General features: G+C 70.2%; 16 protein-coding genes and 3 tRNA genes. 12 read left to right on the top strand and 7 right to left on the bottom strand.

The features are described 5' to 3' along the window. Window positions 1-136 precede the first annotated feature (136 nt). Entirely contained in the window at window positions 137-340 is a 204-nt protein-coding gene (locus ACWD38_RS12035; protein WP_450124060.1) for a hypothetical protein, read from the top strand. On the opposite strand, the gene ACWD38_RS12030 is transcribed toward ACWD38_RS12035, so the two are convergent. Further along, window positions 337-666 carry a helix-turn-helix domain-containing protein gene (locus ACWD38_RS12030; protein ID WP_450124059.1) on the bottom strand — a complete coding sequence of 110 codons (330 nt, stop codon included), beginning with the start codon at window positions 664-666 and terminating at the stop codon, window positions 337-339. The genes ACWD38_RS12035 and ACWD38_RS12030 overlap by 4 nt on opposite strands. Before the next feature lie 107 nt (window positions 667-773). Between ACWD38_RS12030 and ACWD38_RS12025 the strand changes: the two genes are divergently transcribed. The 10 genes from ACWD38_RS12025 to ACWD38_RS11980 all read left to right on the top strand — a co-directional run bounded on the left by ACWD38_RS12025 (window position 774) and on the right by ACWD38_RS11980 (window position 9,501). Then, window positions 774-1,088: a hypothetical protein gene (locus tag ACWD38_RS12025; protein WP_450124058.1), complete on the top strand. Its 315-nt coding sequence runs from the start codon at window positions 774-776 to the stop codon at window positions 1,086-1,088. Window positions 1,089-1,221: 133 nt separating this feature from the next. Next, a complete protein-coding gene (locus tag ACWD38_RS12020; protein WP_450124057.1) occupies window positions 1,222-1,461 on the top strand; it encodes a hypothetical protein in 240 nt (79 codons plus the stop codon). After that, a complete protein-coding gene (locus ACWD38_RS12015) occupies window positions 1,458-2,318 on the top strand; it encodes an ABC transporter permease (RefSeq protein ID WP_450124056.1) in 861 nt (286 codons plus the stop codon). Before ACWD38_RS12020 ends, ACWD38_RS12015 begins: the two co-directional genes overlap by 4 nt. Continuing rightward, window positions 2,315-4,492 (top strand): cell division protein FtsK, encoded by a 2,178-nt coding sequence (locus tag ACWD38_RS12010; protein ID WP_450124055.1) that lies wholly within the window; start codon window positions 2,315-2,317, stop codon window positions 4,490-4,492. Before ACWD38_RS12015 ends, ACWD38_RS12010 begins: the two co-directional genes overlap by 4 nt. Before the next feature lie 140 nt (window positions 4,493-4,632). After that, the gene (locus ACWD38_RS12005; RefSeq protein WP_266087158.1) at window positions 4,633-4,890 is read left to right on the top strand and encodes a hypothetical protein; all 258 of its coding nucleotides are present in this window, start codon (window positions 4,633-4,635) and stop codon (window positions 4,888-4,890) included. An 86-nt stretch (window positions 4,891-4,976) separates the two neighbouring features. Further along, a complete protein-coding gene (locus tag ACWD38_RS12000) occupies window positions 4,977-5,576 on the top strand; it encodes a GGDEF domain-containing protein (RefSeq protein WP_450124054.1) in 600 nt (199 codons plus the stop codon). Window positions 5,577-5,587: 11 nt separating this feature from the next. Then, entirely contained in the window at window positions 5,588-6,598 is a 1,011-nt protein-coding gene (locus ACWD38_RS11995) for a bifunctional DNA primase/polymerase (RefSeq protein WP_450124053.1), read from the top strand. Between the two features lie 29 nt (window positions 6,599-6,627). Then, entirely contained in the window at window positions 6,628-7,878 is a 1,251-nt protein-coding gene (locus ACWD38_RS11990) for a DUF3631 domain-containing protein (RefSeq protein WP_450124052.1), read from the top strand. Next, window positions 7,875-8,174, top strand: coding sequence for a helix-turn-helix domain-containing protein (locus ACWD38_RS11985; RefSeq protein WP_450124051.1), 300 nt, complete (start codon window positions 7,875-7,877; stop codon window positions 8,172-8,174). The genes ACWD38_RS11990 and ACWD38_RS11985 overlap by 4 nt, the downstream gene beginning before the upstream one ends. A gap of 10 nt (window positions 8,175-8,184) precedes the next feature. Then, window positions 8,185-9,501: a tyrosine-type recombinase/integrase gene (locus ACWD38_RS11980; protein ID WP_450124050.1), complete on the top strand. Its 1,317-nt coding sequence runs from the start codon at window positions 8,185-8,187 to the stop codon at window positions 9,499-9,501. Between the two features lie 67 nt (window positions 9,502-9,568). Here ACWD38_RS11980 and ACWD38_RS11975 read toward each other — a convergent pair. From ACWD38_RS11975 to ACWD38_RS11950, 6 genes are all read right to left on the bottom strand, one after another. Then, window positions 9,569-9,642: transfer RNA gene (locus tag ACWD38_RS11975), tRNA-Phe, on the bottom strand. A 28-nt stretch (window positions 9,643-9,670) separates the two neighbouring features. Continuing rightward, window positions 9,671-9,747, bottom strand: a tRNA-Asp gene (locus ACWD38_RS11970). Window positions 9,748-9,763: 16 nt separating this feature from the next. Then, a tRNA-Glu gene (locus ACWD38_RS11965) sits at window positions 9,764-9,836 on the bottom strand. Between the two features lie 314 nt (window positions 9,837-10,150). Continuing rightward, window positions 10,151-10,762: a ScbR family autoregulator-binding transcription factor gene (locus ACWD38_RS11960; protein WP_184484513.1), complete on the bottom strand. Its 612-nt coding sequence runs from the start codon at window positions 10,760-10,762 to the stop codon at window positions 10,151-10,153. Between the two features lie 493 nt (window positions 10,763-11,255). Next, window positions 11,256-11,495 carry a hypothetical protein gene (locus ACWD38_RS11955; RefSeq protein WP_184484511.1) on the bottom strand — a complete coding sequence of 80 codons (240 nt, stop codon included), beginning with the start codon at window positions 11,493-11,495 and terminating at the stop codon, window positions 11,256-11,258. A 684-nt stretch (window positions 11,496-12,179) separates the two neighbouring features. After that, a complete protein-coding gene (locus tag ACWD38_RS11950) occupies window positions 12,180-15,221 on the bottom strand; it encodes an arabinosyltransferase domain-containing protein (RefSeq protein WP_450124049.1) in 3,042 nt (1,013 codons plus the stop codon). Between the two features lie 180 nt (window positions 15,222-15,401). Between ACWD38_RS11950 and ACWD38_RS11945 the strand changes: the two genes are divergently transcribed. Further along, complete coding sequence (locus ACWD38_RS11945) at window positions 15,402-15,887, top strand: hypothetical protein (protein WP_184484507.1); 486 nt, start codon at window positions 15,402-15,404, stop codon at window positions 15,885-15,887. Window positions 15,888-16,144 lie beyond the last annotated feature (257 nt).

Genomic DNA, 16,144 nt, shown 5'->3' with positions numbered 1-16,144 from the left:
TGCCAATGCGCCCCCGTGTGTGCGCTGCCGTAACGGCGCCCGAACACGGACTCTTGAGCCATGGCAACGGAAACGGAAACCGGGAGCGATCAGACGCCCCGTCACTTCGCGACCACCGCGACGAAAGGACACAACCATGGCCAAGCAGACGTTCCCCATGCCCGGCTCGAACGGCGGCGGGGTGCTGCCGAAGGTGCTCGGCACGCTGATGACGTTGGCGGTCGCGACGCTGGTAGTACAGGACCCGGTCGGCGCCGCGAACCTGGCGAGGCAGCTCGCGGGGTTCCTCGGATCGGTGGTGACCGGGATGGCGACGTTCTTGCAGAACGTCCTGAGCTAGCTCAACCGCTGTTCCAGCTGCTCGACCCGCTTCCGCAGCGCGCGCAGTTCGGCGCGGATCGCCTGGAGATCGTCACTGCCAGCGTCCGGAGTGGACGTCTCGCCACCGCGCAGCACCTTCTGCAAGTGGTCTTCCGGCCAGCCGAGGGCCTTCGAGATGCGGCTCAGCGTCCGCGGGTTGCGCCGGCGGGTGCTCAGCACGTGCACGAGTTCGCGCACCGTCGTCAACGAGACCTCGGCCTGCGCCGCGAGATCGGTCATCGTCGTGCCTCGTTCGTCCAGCCGCTCGCCGATGGCTTGGCCGACCGCACGCCAGTCCTCGTTCAAGGGGCCTCCCGCCCGTCGTGACCTGCGGCAAGCCTAGCTGAGCCGATCACTTCACTGCCAAATCACTGGTGAACCCGTTGACAATCCACTATCAATTCACTACCAATATGAGCGTGAAACGACACCATGGAGGCATCATGCACGAGCTTGACCTCGACGTTCCGAGCGCTGCCGATCTGGCCTCGATCGAAGCCGAGTTGCCCGAGTGGGACCGGCTGCGGGTGCGGGACTACTGGGATGCCGTGATCGCGGAGGAGTTGGGAGCGCCGCAGCCTCCCGCAGCGCCTTCCGGCAGCTCGAACTTGAGTTCCGGCGATCGGGTGCGAGCGCGGCGCCACCTGCGGCGGGCCAACAACACCGTTCTGCGACGTGTCACCGCCGCGGTTGAGGACCCGAAGGTCCTGCACGACGAGGCCGCGTGATCGGCCTCGGCCGAACGGCCGTCGTCTACGACGTCTGCACCTTCAGCTAGTGGTGCCCCCGGCCCGGCCGATCCCGCCAAGAACCGCCGGGCCGGGGCTCCCGACCAATCCCTGATCAACCAGGAGGAATCCGATGCTAGTGCGCCTGTTCAGGTTCGTGAGCCCGTCCGTACGGGTGACGTTCCGGGTGCTGCGAGAGCTGGTCCTTCCGATCGCTCTGCTGATCGCGTTGTCGCTGGCCTCCGGGCTGGTGCGCACGGCCGCGCTGTGCGCGTTCGCCGTGGTCGCGTTGCTGCGCGGCGCCATCCTCACCGTCGACTACTTGGCCGAGCGCACACCGGCGCCGCGGCTGGGTGGGGCGGTGGCCCGATGACCACCGCCAAGAGCGCCTTCCCCGTCCCGATCGACGAACTGATTCCGCAAGCCCGGCAACTGGCCACCGACCTCGGCGAGGTGCCGTCGCGGAACCGGCTGATGTCGGAACTGCGGATCGGGGCGAAGAAGGCCAACACGGTCCTCGAACTGCTCGGCAAGCCTGAGGCGGGGGGCGAGGAGGCGAGTCCGGTCCGGCTGCACCTGGTCGCCGAGACCGAGCCGGAGGACTCCGGTCAGACCCCGGTCCAGCCCCTCCCGGAGGACGACGAAGACCAGCTGAGCCCGGAGCCGGAACCCACCGAGCCCGCTTCCGTGAGGAGTCGCGGACCGGAGACACCGGGCACTCACACGGAAGCCGTTCCTGCCGAGCACGAGCAGGTCAGCAAGATCGTGAGCCCGGAGCTGCCTCCCGTGGCCAGGCCGGTTCCGCGGTGGCCGGTGTTGTTGCTGGCGTTGCCCGCGTTCGTGGCGATCTGGTCCGGCTGGGTCGGCCTCGGCGGACTCACCGGGTTCGGGATCGTGCACCCGCTGCCCGGGATCGGACCCAGGTTCGAGCTCAACACCGCGATCACGCTCCCCATCGGAGTCGAGACCTACGCCGCCTACGCACTGCGGGTCTGGCTCTCCGGACAGGTCCCGCACCGGGCACGCCGCTTCGCCCGCATCTCTGCGCTGGGCTCGCTGGGGCTCGGCGCACTCGGACAAATCGCCTACCACCTCATGACCGCCGCAGGCATGACCTCAGCTCCCTGGTGGATCACCACCCTGGTCGCCTGCCTGCCCGTCGCCGTTCTCGGCATGGGCGCGGCCCTCACCCACCTACTGCACACCGACCCCGCGGAGGTGACCCCATGACCCACCACGACGGTGAGCACCAGGACCAGCCCGAGCAGCAGACCGCCCGCGTGCTGCACCTGCACTCCGAGAGGGTCGAAGCTCCCAACTCCCGGCAGCCCGGAACCCAGGAGCCGGAGGTGGTCGAGGGCGAGATCGTCGAGCCGGAGACCGTCGACCAGCCCGAGCAGAAATCCGAGACCACGTCGCCGCTGATGCGACCGGAGAAGCGGCTGCCGATCCTCCCCGCTTGGGCCAAGGACCCGCAGGAATTCCGAGCTACCGCTCGGTGGGCGCTCGGCTACAGCGGACACACCGCCGGGTACCACGCGGTGCGCTGCCCGCTCTACCTCGGACGCATCCTCGCGCGAGTTCCGCAAGGAACCCTCCGGCTGCTGCGCGCCTTGCTCAACTGGGTCACCGACGCCGAAGGACGTCCGGTCCGGTACGCCTCTGCCCGACGAGAGGACGCCGCCGAGTACCTGAAGCTCTCCCAGCAGCGGGACGGCCGAGTCCGGGCCAGAGCTGTGATCGCCACCGGCCTCGGCGCTGCGAGCGTCGTAGCGATCTTCCTGGTGCGGGAGCTGCTGCCGGAGATCGCGCAGTGGGTCTTCGTCACCGCTGCTCTCGCCGGTCTGGGCTGGTTGGGAGCGCCTTCTGACAAGCCGATCGCGTCGCGGGCGGTGGAGTCCACCAAGGTCCCCAAGCTCACCTCCGGTGCGGTGGAAACGGCGCTGGCATCCCTGGGGATCTCGCTGATCAACCAGGCGTTGGGCAAGGGCGGAACCGGAGTGGGGTTCCCCCGGCCGATCGCCCGTGACGGGAAGGGGTGGCGGGCGGACATCGACCTGCCGCCGGGTGTCACGCCCGGCGACATCATGGAGCGCCGCGCCAAGCTCGCCTCCGGACTGCGCCGCCCGTTGGGGTGCGTGTGGCCGGAACCCGACAACACCGAACACGCCGGACGCCTCGTGCTCTGGGTAGGCGATCAGGACATGCGCAAGGCCACCCAACCCGCCTGGGCACTGCGCAAGGGCAACCGGGTCGATCTGTTCCAGTCCCAGCCCTTCGGCACCGACCAGCGCGGCCGGTGGGTCGACCTCCGGCTGATGTTCACCTCCGTCGCGATCGGCGCGATTCCACGGATGGGTAAGACGTTCGCGCTGCGCGAGCTGCTGCTCATCGCCGCACTCGACCCCCGCGCCGAACTGCACACCTACGACCTCAAAGGCACCGGCGACCTCGACCCCCTGGAACCCGTCACCCACGTGCACGGAGTGGGTGACGAGCCCGAGGAGATCGACCAGGCCGTGACCGACCTCCGCGGACTGCGCGACGAGCTGCGGCGGCGGGCGAAGCTCATCCGCGATCTGGCGAAGAAGGGCCAGGCACCGGAGAACAAGGTCACCCCCGACCTGGCCAGCAAGAAGACCTTCCGCCTGCACCCCATCGTCATCGGCGTCGACGAATGCCAGGTGTGGTTCGAACACCCCGACTACGGCGAAGAACTCGAAGCCATCTGCACCGACCTGGTCAAACGCGGCCCCGCACTGGGCATCATCTTGATGCTCGCCACCCAACGCCCCGACGCGAAGTCCCTGCCCACGGGAATCTCCGCGAACGTCTCCACCCGGTTCTGCCTGAAAGTCCAGGGACAAACCGAGAACGACATGGTGTTGGGCACCTCCAAGTACAAGCAGGGCGTACGGGCCACCACGTTCGCGTGGGACGACAAAGGCATCGGCTACCTCGTCGGCGAAGGCTCCGAGGCTCAGATCGTGCGCACCGTCGCCGGGCTCGACGGACCAGCCTCGGAGAAGGTCGTGGCCTACGCCCGGAACCTCCGTGAACAGGCCGGAACGCTGACCGGCCACGCCATCGGCGAACGCCTGGAGTCCGAACAGGACACCCGCCGGGACACCCTGCTCGAAGACGTCCTCACCGTGGTGCCGGAGACCGAGAAGAAGGTCTGGAACGAACGCGTCATCGCCCGCCTCTACGAACTCCGCCCCGACACCTACAGCACCTACCGGGAAGCCGCCGACCTCACCGCCGCACTCAAGCGCCACGGCATCCGCACCGGGCAGGTCTGGGGCACCAGCGATGAGGGCAAAGGCGCCAGCCGCATCGGCATCACCCGCGCCGACATCACCGAAGAAGTTGCGGAGCGTAACCGTCACCGCGACGCCGGATAGCCCGCCGCAGGGCTCTAGCCCTAGACGGTGCCACCTCTAGACCTAGAGACCCCGCTAGACACCCACCCATTTCCCACCAGCGCCCTAGCCCCTAGAGGCGCCTGGGCCGACGCGTGCCAAAAACCGCCAGGAGGCCGTCCATGACCCCCACCGACTCGGCAACCGCGTTCCTGTTCGCCGCCCTGCTGGTCATCACTCTCGGTTACGCGGCGAGCTGCAAGATCTGGCCATTCAAGGCCTGCCGGACCTGCGGCGGCACGGGCAAGCTCCGCTCCCCGTTCATCCGGGCCATCCGCCACTGCCCGCGCTGCCGCGCCACCGGGCTGCGCCCGCGGATCGGGCTGAAGGCGTGGAACGCCTACCGGCGCCTGCACCACAGCAACCGCCGCAACCGCTGACGAAGACCGCGGCCCCGCCCGGCTTCCTCTGGCCGGAGTCCGGCCGGGCGGGACCACTTCACCCCCTTGCGCAGGAGGCGCACCTGATGTTCGCAGAGATCACCTTGCCGCTGGCTACCGCTGGTTGGGCGGCAATCGCCACCGCCACGGCCGTCACGCTCCACCGACGTCTCCACACCGACGAACTGACCGGCATCGGCAACCGTTCGGCCCTACGCCGCCACGCACGCCGCACCCGTCAATCGGGACTGGTCGGAGTGCTGCTGATCGACCTCGACCGTTTCAAGGTCATCAACGATACCCACGGGCACGACTTCGGCAACGAGGTCTTGGCCGCCGTCGCCGCCCGCCTCGCGGAGAACACCGCTCCGGGTGAGCGAGCCGTCCGGCTGCACGGGGACGAGTTCGCCGTCCACCTCGGGCGGACCACCCGCACACACGCCGTGCGCCGGGCCAACGAGATCACAGCCGCTCTCGCCGAACCCCTCGACGTACGCGGCCATCAGATCACCGCGCTCGGCAGCGTCGGGCTCACCGTCGCCGCAGCCGGCACTCCGCTCGGTGACCTGCTCGGCGCGGCCGATCGCCGCATGTACCGGGCCAAACACGCCCGCCGGATGCCCGCGCTCCGCACGGGCAGACCTCGGCGCACCCGCGATCTGCCGCCACCCGACCACGCCGCATGAAGGAGGAGACCATGACGACTTCCCTCGAACTCGCCACCTGGCTCGCGCGCCACGAGCTGCACGTCTTTCCCTTGCGGCCGAACAGCAAGCGCCCGTTCGGCAACTGCTCCCGATGCAGGGCCGAGCTGTGCATCCCGGCGGAATGCGGGTGCCTGGCAGCCGAGCGTCCGTGCCACGGCTGCCTCTCGGCGACCACCGACCTGGACCTGATCCGGCGCTGGTGGTCGCGGATTCCACGAGCGAACGTCGCGATCAGTACCGGTGCGTCCGGACTCGTGGTGCTCGACCTGGACCGCAAGCCCAAGCCAGCCGCACCCGCCGCACACGACGTGCCCACCTCGGTCGCGGACGGGTTGGAAGCACTGCACGCCATCACCGCGGCCGAAGACGTGGCCTGGCCGGAGACGCTGACCGTCGAGACCCCCAGCGAAGGACGTCACCTGTACTTCCGCGCCCCTGGCGAGCTGGAAGTCAGCAGCGATGCCACCGGCCGGGTCGGCCACCAGATCGACATCCGGGCACAAGGCGGCTACGTGGTCGCACCGGGCTGCGGGATCACCGCACCACCCGAAGACCTCTTCGGCCGCTACGAGCGAGTGTCGTTCGGGATCGAGATCGCCCCACTGCCCGCGTGGCTGAGGCCGCGGGTCGTTCCTCCGGCTTTGGAGGTCAAGCCGGTGGAAGCTCCCAACCTTCCGGCCGGTCCGATCGGAGACCACGCGCCCGGCTACTGGCGCCGGGTCTGGGATGCCGAGCTGCACAAGGTCGAAACCCGCGAAGGGGAGCGGTGGCGACTCGTCTACGCCTCTGCCCGGCGGCTGGCGAATCTCGCCGTCCACGACGCCGCGCCATGGTCCGAACACGACGCCGTTGAAGCCCTGGTGGCCTCCGCGATCCGCCGCCGCCAGCGCACCGGCAAACCGCTCGAAGAAGCCACCGCCCGCCGCAACGCCGCACGCGGCTGGCAACGCGGAAGCCACGACGGCCCGGAATCCCTGCTCGGCCTCGGCCGCACCGCATGACCACTCCCGACTCCACCGGAGACAGCCCGATGACATCCCAGCCCGCCCGCACCGGCGCCGCACTGCTCGACGAACTCCACGCAGCCCTGACCCGCTACGTGATCCTGCCCAGCCCGCACGCCACCGACGCCGTGACGTTGTGGATCGCCGCCAGCCATGCACAACCCGCTTGGGCGCACGCCCCACGCCTGGTGATCCGCGCACCCGAAAAGCGCTGCGGGAAGTCCCGCCTGCTCGACGTCGTAGAAGCGACCTGCCACGACCCGTTCCTGACCGTCAACGCCAGCCCCGCCGCCGTCTACCGATCAATCACCGAAGACCCGCCCACCATGCTCGTCGACGAGGCAGACACCATCTTCGGCCCGAACGCCGACGGCAACGAAGACCTGCGCGGCCTGCTCAACGCCGGACACCAACGCAACCGCCCGGCCAAGCGCTACGACGCCACCAACAATCGCGTCGAGTCGATCCCCACGTTCGCTATGGCCGCGCTCGCGGGAATCGGCACCATGCCCGACACCATCGAAGACCGCGCCGTCATCATCCGGATGCGCCGCCGAGCACCCGGCGAATCAGTGCTTCCCTACCGGCACCGCCGTGACCGGCCGGTTCTCCTGGAACTCGCCGAGCGGGTCGGGAACTGGCTCCGTAGCGATCTCCCGACCCTCGAACGCGCGGTGCCGCCGATGCCCGTCGAGGACCGCGCCGCCGACACCTGGGAACCGCTGATCGCCGTCGCCGATCACGCGGGCGGCGACTGGCCGGACCGAGCGCGGCAAGCAGCCCGAACGCTCATCGCTGAGACCCAGGGCGACAACGAGGGAACCTTGCGCACCCGGCTGCTGGTGGACTGCCGCACCGGCTTCGGCGATCACAACGAGATCGCCAGCGCCGAACTCATCCGCCACCTCAACGCCGACCCAGAAGCCCCCTGGCGCGACTACGGCTCCCAAGGACTCACCCAAGCCAAGCTCGCCCGGCTGCTCGGAGAGTTCGACATCCGTTCCGGCAACGTCCGCTTCCCCGACGGAAGCCAATCCAAGGGCTACCGCCGAAGCGACTTCCTCGACGCCTGGAACCGCTACTGCTCGCCCTCCGGGGATGAGCCGTCCCGGACGTCCCAAGCGTCGCCGCCCAGTTCAGAGCGGGACGCCTCGCACCACTGGGACGGATCGAAGCGTCCCGCCGAACCCAGCCGTCCCAGCCTGACCAGCGTCGGGACGACCGGGACACCTGGGACGGACACCCCCGCCGACACCAACGAAAGGGGCGCAGCGTGACCGACCGAGCCACCGAGATCGCCAGCACGCTCGCCAAGCTCGCCGCGCTGCTCGCCGAAGAGGAGAAGCCCGAGCCGCGAGCCGAGGTCCGTTCCCTGCCGACCCGCGTGCTCCTCACCGTCGAGGAAGCCGCCGAACAGCTCGGCATCGGCCGCACCACCACCTACGCCCTGGTGCGCTCCGGCGAAATCGAATCCGTCCGCATCGGCCGACTCCGCCGCATCCCCAAGGAGGCCATCGATCAGTACGCCGCACGACTCATCCAAGACCAGCCCGACCAGCAGCGCGCAGCCTAAGGAGGTTCGAGTGGAGAACAAGACCAGGGGCGCCAACGGCCGTTCGAGCATCTACCTGGGCAAAGACGGCTACTGGCACGGCCGGGTCACCATGGGTGTCGGTGACGACGGCAAGACGATTCGGCGGCACATCCAGCGCAAAGAAAGGAACGAGGTCGTCGCCGAGATCGGCAAGCTCGAACGTTCCCGGGCCGAAGGGCGGATCGATCAGCCAAGTCGCTCCCGGTTCAAGTGCGTCGAGGACCTGCTGACCTACTGGGTGGAGGAGATCGCGCCGCTGACCGTCCGGTACAAGACGCTTCGCGGGTACCGCACGGCCATCTTCAAGCACCTGAACCCCGGCATCGGCGCGCACCGGATCGACCGCATCCAACAGCATCCCGAGTACTTCGAGAAGCTGTACCGGAAGCTCCTCCAAGCCGGGTTCAAGCCAGCCACCGTGCACCAAGTGCACCGGACGGCTCGGACCGCGTTCGGCGAAGCGCTTCGACGCGGCTACATCAACCGCAATCCCGTCTCGCTCGCCAAGGCGCCGAGGATCGAGGAAGAGGAGATCGAGCCGCTTGAGCCGGACGAGGTTCAGCAGGTCATCAAGGCAGCCTTGGAACGGCGGAACGGAGTCCGGTACGTCGTCGCGCTCGCCTTGGGAATCCGGCAAGGCGAAGCACTCGGCCTCAAGTGGCCCCGGCTCGACCGCCGGAAGAAGGCCCTGAAGATCCGGGAAGCGATCCAGCGCCGGACTTGGGAGCACGGGTGCTCCGACCCGCACGCGTGCGGCGCGAAGTACCACAAGGTCAAGCCTTGCCCGGAGCAGTGCAAGCGGCACACCCGCGCTTGCCCGCAACCGTGCCCGGCGGACTGCACCGACCATGCCCGCTGGTGCCCCCAGCGCCGCAGCGGCGGGCTCGTCCTGGTCGAGCTGAAGTCCTCCGCGGGCCGACGCTCCATCGGACTGCCCGACGAGCTGTTCGGCATGCTCTTGCGGCACGAGGAGCAGCAGCAGGCCGAATGCGAGCTAGCCGGTAGCGAGTGGCACGAAGGCGGGTTCATCTTCGCCCAGCCCAACGGCAAGCCGCTCGATCCGCGGCGGGACCTCGACGAGTGGAAGGAGCTGCTGACCGAAGCCGGGGTACGGGAAGCTCGGCTGCACGACGCACGTCACACCGCAGCGACCACGCTCCTCGTCCTCGGAGTCCCGGACCGGACCGTGATGGACCTGATGGGCTGGTCGACCCCGACGATGAAGAAGCGCTACATGCACGTCACCGACGAGATCCGGCGAGACGTTGCCCAGCAGCTCAACGCGCTGCTCTGGAACGACAACTGAGACGACATTTGAGACGAAGCAAGCCCCACCGGAATCCGGTGGGGCTTGCTTTCGCAGCTCAAGAGCGTGGCCAGGGGCGGGGTCGAACCGCCGACCTTCCGCTTTTCAGGCGGACGCTCGTACCAACTGAGCTACCTGGCCATGGCGGCCGGCTCTCAGCCGAACGCTCTGGCGACCCAGACGGGACTTGAACCCGCGACCTCCGCCGTGACAGGGCGGCGCGCTAACCAACTGCGCCACTGGGCCATGTTCTGTTGTTGCGTACCCCCAACGGGATTCGAACCCGCGCTACCGCCTTGAAAGGGCGGCGTCCTAGGCCGCTAGACGATGGGGGCTTGGCCGATTCGACACCGACCCGGCCTTACCTCCAACCGGCTTTTCCCTTTCGGGGCGCCCCGTTGGCAGTGATGAAAGCTTACGACACGCCTCAAGGGGCCTCGCACCGGGGGGTGCTTAAGCGGCGCGGGCCCGCTCCACGCTCGCTCCTGCGAGCGCGACCACGGACGAGTGTAGCCACCTGACCAGCTTTTTTCACTCGGTCGGCACCTCGGTCCGGCGGGGCGCGACGGAGCGGAGCGGCGACGGAAACAGGGGCGCAGGCTCGCCCGGGAGGACTTCGGGGCGAAAAACGATCTTTGTGACGGCGGTCTCAGCTTGGGCGCGGGGCGGCGGCGGGGACCGAGGGGTTGTTTCGTAACCAGTCGGCGGTGGCGATGCCGCCGAGGATGAGCCGCCAGATCTCGCCGGTCTGCTGGGCCGCGCCGATCGCGCGGCTCGCGCTGAGCACGCGGACGCCGACGAGCGTGGCGTAGAGGACACGAGTGGCGGCCACGGGATCGACTTCGGGGCGCAGCAGGCCGTTCTCCGCGGAGCTCCGCAGCAGCCCGGTGAGCAGTTGCTCCCAGCGGGCGACGGTGTCCTGGTCCCGCATCGCGAGCCGGGCGCCGGCGCGGACGACCACGTCGTGCTCCAGGATCCGGACCACTTCGTCGACGAGTTCGACGGCGGTGGACAGCGGATCGAGGCCCCGGGACGTCCAGCGCTGCCAGATCTTGGCCCACACCTGGGCCTGGAAGCGCACGAGCGCGGCCGCGACGGCGTCCTTGGACGGGAAGTGGAAGTAGAACGCGCCCTTCGTGACACCGCTTCGGCGGAGGATCGCGCTCAGCGGCGTGGCGTCGAAGCCGACGCGGTCGAACTCCTCGGCAGCAGCGATGACGATGGCACGGCGGGTGACTTGCGCCCGACGCTGCTGGGGCATGGCACGGCTCCGGCGGCTGGAGTGTCGGCCATGCTCAGCGCGAGATCTCGGCGTAACTAGATCCGGTGACACGGCCCACGAAAGGATGATCAACTACGCCACGCGAAGTTACCCCGCCGCCCCTGCACGTGCCCATCCGCCGTTCCCGTGTCCCGTCGGTGATCTTGCTGGAACCGACCGGTGACCTGGAGGGAACGCAAAAGAAACCGCACGGTATGTTTTCACCGAGCCCGCCGCTGGGCTCGACGTCTTCCCGCGAGGCGAGCCACCGGGGGGTGCCCGCCCTCGCGGGAAGACAGCCCTGCTTCGACGGCACCCGGCCCTGACCGCGGCGCCGCCGCCGGCTCGCCGTCCGGACACCGGTACGCCGGTGCCCAGCGATGTCGCCGCCGATCACCGGGCCGCCGCCCGCCCGCACCGGACACCGCTCGCAGCCGCTCCGGACCAGTGCCGACCCGGATGCGGTGATCGGCTCCGATCACGGCCGGGCGACTCACTGCGTGACCGGCGGCTCGCCGTCCTCGTCCGGGACCAGTCCGAGCATGTCCAGCAGCAGCCGGCAGTCCTCGGCGTCCTCCGAACTGCGCGCCACCGCGACCCGCGCCCGGTGCACCTGCTCGTCGGTGATCCCGGAGGGCTCGCCGCTGCGCGGCGCAGGCACCACCGAGGCTGATCGGCTAGCGGTTTCTTCCTGCTGCGACAAGAACTTCCGTACGTCCAGCGACCCGTACATGGTGCCTCCCCGGCTCGGGTTTCGGCCGCAGGTTATCCACAGCTTGTACACAGCCGCAGCCCCCCACAGAGTGATTCGCTTGAGACGCTGCGTAATCGTTCGGGCTGATTCGATCCACTTCGGACCGGCCGACCGTCCAAGCCGAACCTGATGTCTCGTCCACTCTGGAAAGCCGCCGTCGTCGATCGCCCGGTCCTGCCGGGAGGACCGGCCGGTGAGCACGGATCATCGCAGCTCGTGAGGCCACGGCCCAAGCTCCGGCGATCACGCGTGGAGAGCGCCCGTCGCGTCGCGCGGGGCTAGGGGCGGGGTGCCGCGGACGTGCCGGTGGAGCTCTCGGGCACGGGCTCCTCCCGCCCCAGCGCGGGTGGGGATTGCTCTTTCCGGGTGGATCGAGCAGGTGGGCGTGATCGCGGAGGGCGGCGGCCCGCTCGCCCTCGTCCAACGGTGGCCGGATGCTCACCTTCGAGTGAAGCTCGCTGACGTTTGGGCGATTCAGGTGACAACGGGTAGCAACGTTTCCTGGCTGTCCCTCCCAAAAATGGGAAAGCCATGCCACAATCGTGAAGCTGATCCACCCCCGGTCAGCGACTGTGGAGATCCCCTCCGACCCCCGCGCTCCTCCCCCTGGCGTGGGGGTCCTCCGCTGTCCGGGGTACCTCGTTCCCGGGTCCCGGGCACCGATCAGCCGCTCGGCCTCGCCGCGCTGCCCGGGTAGCCCAGCGGAGTGCGGTCGCCTTTCCAGCCCCAGCGCCGTTCGGTGCTGGTCGCGGTGTCGTAGGCGTCGCGCCGCATCGGGTAGGCGACGCGGACGAGCTCGCCCCAGTCCGCGTCCTGCGGTCGCCGCTGGGCCCCCAGCAGCCGCGTCGCGACGGTGCCTTCGACGCCGACCTCGCGGATTCCGGCGAAGCTGCCGCCGATCTCCCGCACGAACGGGGCCTGCCCGGCGAAACCGAGGTCGTCGGGCGGCGTCAGCAGCGTCGTCGGCGCCTGCGCGAGACCGCCCGCGACCCGCGGTGACCTGCGCTCGCACGGGAAGTCCCACACCATCGCCCAGTCCACGTAGACAGCGCCCCCGAGCGAAGCCCGCAGCGGTGCCACGTCCCGCAGCCGCGGCCCGGTGGTGGCGAGCCAGCCGCCGTCGTCGGTGGTGGCGTCGGCGGCGAGGACGCGCACGGTGTTCGCGCCCACGGGCACCTCGGCGGCGCCGAGGAGCACCTCCCGCCACTCGGGGCGGTCCTGCGGCGCGTCCTCGACGACGCGGTCGCTGGGGTAGGTGCGGCGTTCGTCGTCGTCCTTCCAGGAGTCGTCGAGCACCCGCTGCCCGATCGGCCGCGAGTCCCGGCCGAACTCCAGCACGAGCCGGTTGCCGTCGCCGGTGCGCCCGGCCACCGACAGCGCGAGCTCCTGATCCGCCCGCGGCGGCGGCAGCGCGAACCAGCGGCTGGTGAGCTCGCCCGTCGCGGCACCGCCGCCGTCGAGGCTGCCCCACAGGTAGGTGGCGCTGCCGGTGCCCGGCGGGGCGGGCGGCGCCTGGAACTTCGGGAATCCGCCGCGTTCGACGAAGCCGCGGGACCGGTCGCCGCCGCCCGCGACGGGCCGCAGCGGTCCGCCGGGAGCATCGCGGGTGGTCACGATCCGGTCGGCGATGCCGCAGTCGCCGCCGGTCAGGTGCCCGATGTTCTGCGCGCCGACCGAGTAGCCGCCGAGCTGCCGGAACGGGGCGACGACGAACGACACCAGCAGCACCGCCACACCGAGCACGACGGCCGTCACGCCCAGCACCGCGGGCATCCGGCCGAGCACCGCCCGCCAGCGCCGCCTGCCGAACAGCAGCACGACCCCGGTGAGCGCGATCCACGACAGCGGGCCGTCGAACGGCGCGAACGGGGCCTGCGCGCGCGGCACCCCGAAGTCCGAGTGCAGGAACCACTCGTTGCGACCCGCGAACGCCACGCTGATCCCCACCACGAGCAGCACGGTCCCGACCAGGCCGACGAGCTCGTCGCGTGCCGCCACCAGCAGCACCACCGACACCGTCAGCGCGAGCGCGCCGAGACCGGCGAGCGCGCCGAAGTAGTGCGTCCACTTCGACGGGGTCAGCCACAACATCCCCAGTCCCAGCGCGAACGCCACCGGCGCCACGTGCGCGGCGCGCAGGCCGGGCAGCGCCCGGTTTCCGCGCGCGAGCAGCAGCACCGAGCAGGCCAGCAGCGGCAACGTGATCAGCACCGGCAACCGGCGGCCGAGGCCGCCCTGCTCGTCGTCGAAGCCGAGCAGGTACTCGTAGCGGCGGATCTCCTCGAACCACGGCACGTTCGGCCCGTAGAACCGGTGCAGCTCGGTGGCTCGGCTGACGCCGTACCAGGACTGGTCGGCGAACATCGCCACCAGCCCGACCGCCCCGACGCAGGCCAGCAGCGCGATCGCTCCGCACGGCGAGCCCCCGGCGCGCAGCGTCCGCCAGATCCGCGGGGCCAGCAGGAGCAGCGGGGCGGCCGCGGTGACGCCGACCGGGTTGACCGCGACGGTGAGCCCCGCCGCCAGCGCGCCGCAGCCGAGCAGCAGCAACCGGCCCTCCCGCCGGGTGCCGCGCAGCACGCAGGTCAGCACGACGGTGGCGCCGAACGCGACGAACGGCTCGGGGCGCACTCCGAGGTCGAACGGCAGCCACCAGAGCAGCAGCGCACCGGCGAGCAGCGCGCGCACCCGGCCGAGGCGGGCGTGGCCGGGCAGCAGCACGGGCAGCGCGCCGCGGCTCAGCAGCAGCCAGGTGAGGAACCCCGCCAGCAGGCTCGGCAACCGCAGCACCAGCGGGTTCGCGTGCAGCGAGATCAGCGGCTCGACGAGGAAGAGCACCGCGGTGAACGGGGATTCGGCCGCGTTCTCCCAGCGGTAGTAGTTCGTGAACGCGCCGGAGTGCAGCGCGTTGCGCACGATGCCCTCGGTGAAGCCGTCGTCGGGGGTGCGGGGGCCGAGGACCGCCCAGATCAGCAGGGTGACGAGCACGCCGAGGTCCAGCGGCCAGGAGCCGATCCGCCGACTTCCGGTGGCTCCGGCCGGCGCGTGCTGATCGGGGTCCGCGCCTCCGTCGGGGAGGGGCTCGTCGGCCGGCCGGTCCCCGCGCCCGCGGCGCCGGTCGGCGCGGGCGAGCAAGGTGAGCGCGGCCGCCGCGAGGGCGAGCTGCGCGCCGATCAGCGCGATCTTCGCGCCGGTGGGCGAGTTCTCGAACCAGGTGCTGGTGCGGGCGTGCACCGCCAAGCCTCGGGCCTGCTCGGCGGGGAGGTCCGTGGTGAACGCGAAGACCTCCCGCACCCGGTCACCGGGCAGCACCGCGGTGTCCGCGCCGATCCGCACCGTGCTCCCGGCGCCGGTGGCGTCGAGCCGCACCGCGCAGTCACCGGCGGGGATCGGTCCGCGGTGCACCTGCCTGCCACCGATCTGCACCAGCAGATCACCGTCCGCGGCGACCACCGCGAAGCCCGTGGACGGCGCGCCGGGACGGGTGCTCGCGACCAACGTCGTCGGCCCCGGTTCCCGTTGCCCTGCGCGCACGACCGGGCACGGCACGTCGACGTGCGTCTCGGCGGGGGCGTAGGGCACGAAAAAAGCCGTGGTCGATTCCGGGGCGGCTCCCGCTTGCGGCCACGTCACGGTGGTCTGGTCGGCGAGCACCGGAGCGAACGGCAGCAGCAGCGCGGCGAGCACGCCGAGAACGCCGATCACCAGCGACGATCGCGAACGAAGCGGACGCGGCGCGGAACTCGCGCGCAGGAGCGAGGGCGGCTGGTTCACCCGTGGAGACTCCCATTCCGGCCACCCGCGGGGGCGCGGTACGTCCGACACGCCGCCATGAATGCGGACACAGCACTCCATGTTTCGCAACAAAACCGTTATCGTGTGCGCGTGGCTCTAGGACGAATCAAGACCGGACGCCGGCAGCAGGATCAGCGGGGCAAGTCCGCCAACCAGCAGCAGGCCAACGAGCCGGATCACGAACTCGACTCGTACCTCGCGGCCCTGGCCCCGAAGGACGACCTCGAAACCACCGGCACCGGCCGCGGTTTCGGCGGGGCGGAGGTCCACCAGCTGCGGTTGCCGCTGATGGCCAACGAGCAGCTCAAGGAGCTCGCCGCCCGGCAAGGCACCTCCCCCGGTGCGCTGGCTCGGGACTGGGTGATGCAGCACCTGTCGCAGGCCGCCGAACCGGAACCGGCACTGCCGGAACCGCCGCGCGGCCCGGTGCAGCAGCACGGACAGCTCGACGGCACGCCCGCGTGGCCGCAGCAGGAAGCGGGTTACGGGCAGCAGCCCGGCTACGACCCGTACGCCTACGCCTACGGCGGCGAAACCGACGCCGAGATCACGGTCCCGCGCGAACGCATCCGCTGATCCCCTGCCGCGCGCCGCGGCGTGCGGCCGACCCCCCGACCAACCCCCGACATCGACCACAACCCCGAAAACCCCGGCTCTGCCGGCAGAGGCGCCCCCCGACCGCCTCTGCCGGCAGTTTTCTTTCTGGGGCTTAGCCGGTCGTTCTGCTTGGGTGGTCCAGTGGCGGAACCTCAGTCGGTCTCTCGCTGCGGGATCTTTTTCCCAAGTGGCTCCGCCACGAGGGAAAAAGCTGTCCTCGCGAGAGACCGACTGAG

It is taken from the genome of Saccharopolyspora sp. NPDC002578 (assembly GCF_053592695.1).
The sequence above is the reverse complement of the archived record's forward strand: the minus strand, read 5'-3'. Positions and strand labels throughout refer to the sequence as shown.

Excerpts from the sequence above, each read along its gene's own strand:
- ACWD38_RS12035 (WP_450124060.1), top strand. The coding sequence starts at position 137 with ATGGCCAAGCAGACGTTCCCCATGCCCGGCTCGAACGGCGGCGGGGTG.
- ACWD38_RS12025 (WP_450124058.1), top strand. The coding sequence starts at position 774 with ATGAGCGTGAAACGACACCATGGAGGCATCATGCACGAGCTTGACCTC.
- ACWD38_RS12020 (WP_450124057.1), top strand. The coding sequence starts at position 1,222 with ATGCTAGTGCGCCTGTTCAGGTTCGTGAGCCCGTCCGTACGGGTGACG.
- ACWD38_RS12015 (WP_450124056.1), top strand. The coding sequence starts at position 1,458 with ATGACCACCGCCAAGAGCGCCTTCCCCGTCCCGATCGACGAACTGATT.
- ACWD38_RS12010 (WP_450124055.1), top strand. The coding sequence starts at position 2,315 with ATGACCCACCACGACGGTGAGCACCAGGACCAGCCCGAGCAGCAGACC.
- ACWD38_RS12005 (WP_266087158.1), top strand. The coding sequence starts at position 4,633 with ATGACCCCCACCGACTCGGCAACCGCGTTCCTGTTCGCCGCCCTGCTG.
- ACWD38_RS12000 (WP_450124054.1), top strand. The coding sequence starts at position 4,977 with ATGTTCGCAGAGATCACCTTGCCGCTGGCTACCGCTGGTTGGGCGGCA.
- ACWD38_RS11995 (WP_450124053.1), top strand. The coding sequence starts at position 5,588 with ATGACGACTTCCCTCGAACTCGCCACCTGGCTCGCGCGCCACGAGCTG.
- ACWD38_RS11990 (WP_450124052.1), top strand. The coding sequence starts at position 6,628 with ATGACATCCCAGCCCGCCCGCACCGGCGCCGCACTGCTCGACGAACTC.
- ACWD38_RS11960 (WP_184484513.1), bottom strand. The coding sequence starts at position 10,762 with ATGCCCCAGCAGCGTCGGGCGCAAGTCACCCGCCGTGCCATCGTCATC.
- ACWD38_RS11955 (WP_184484511.1), bottom strand. The coding sequence starts at position 11,495 with ATGTACGGGTCGCTGGACGTACGGAAGTTCTTGTCGCAGCAGGAAGAA.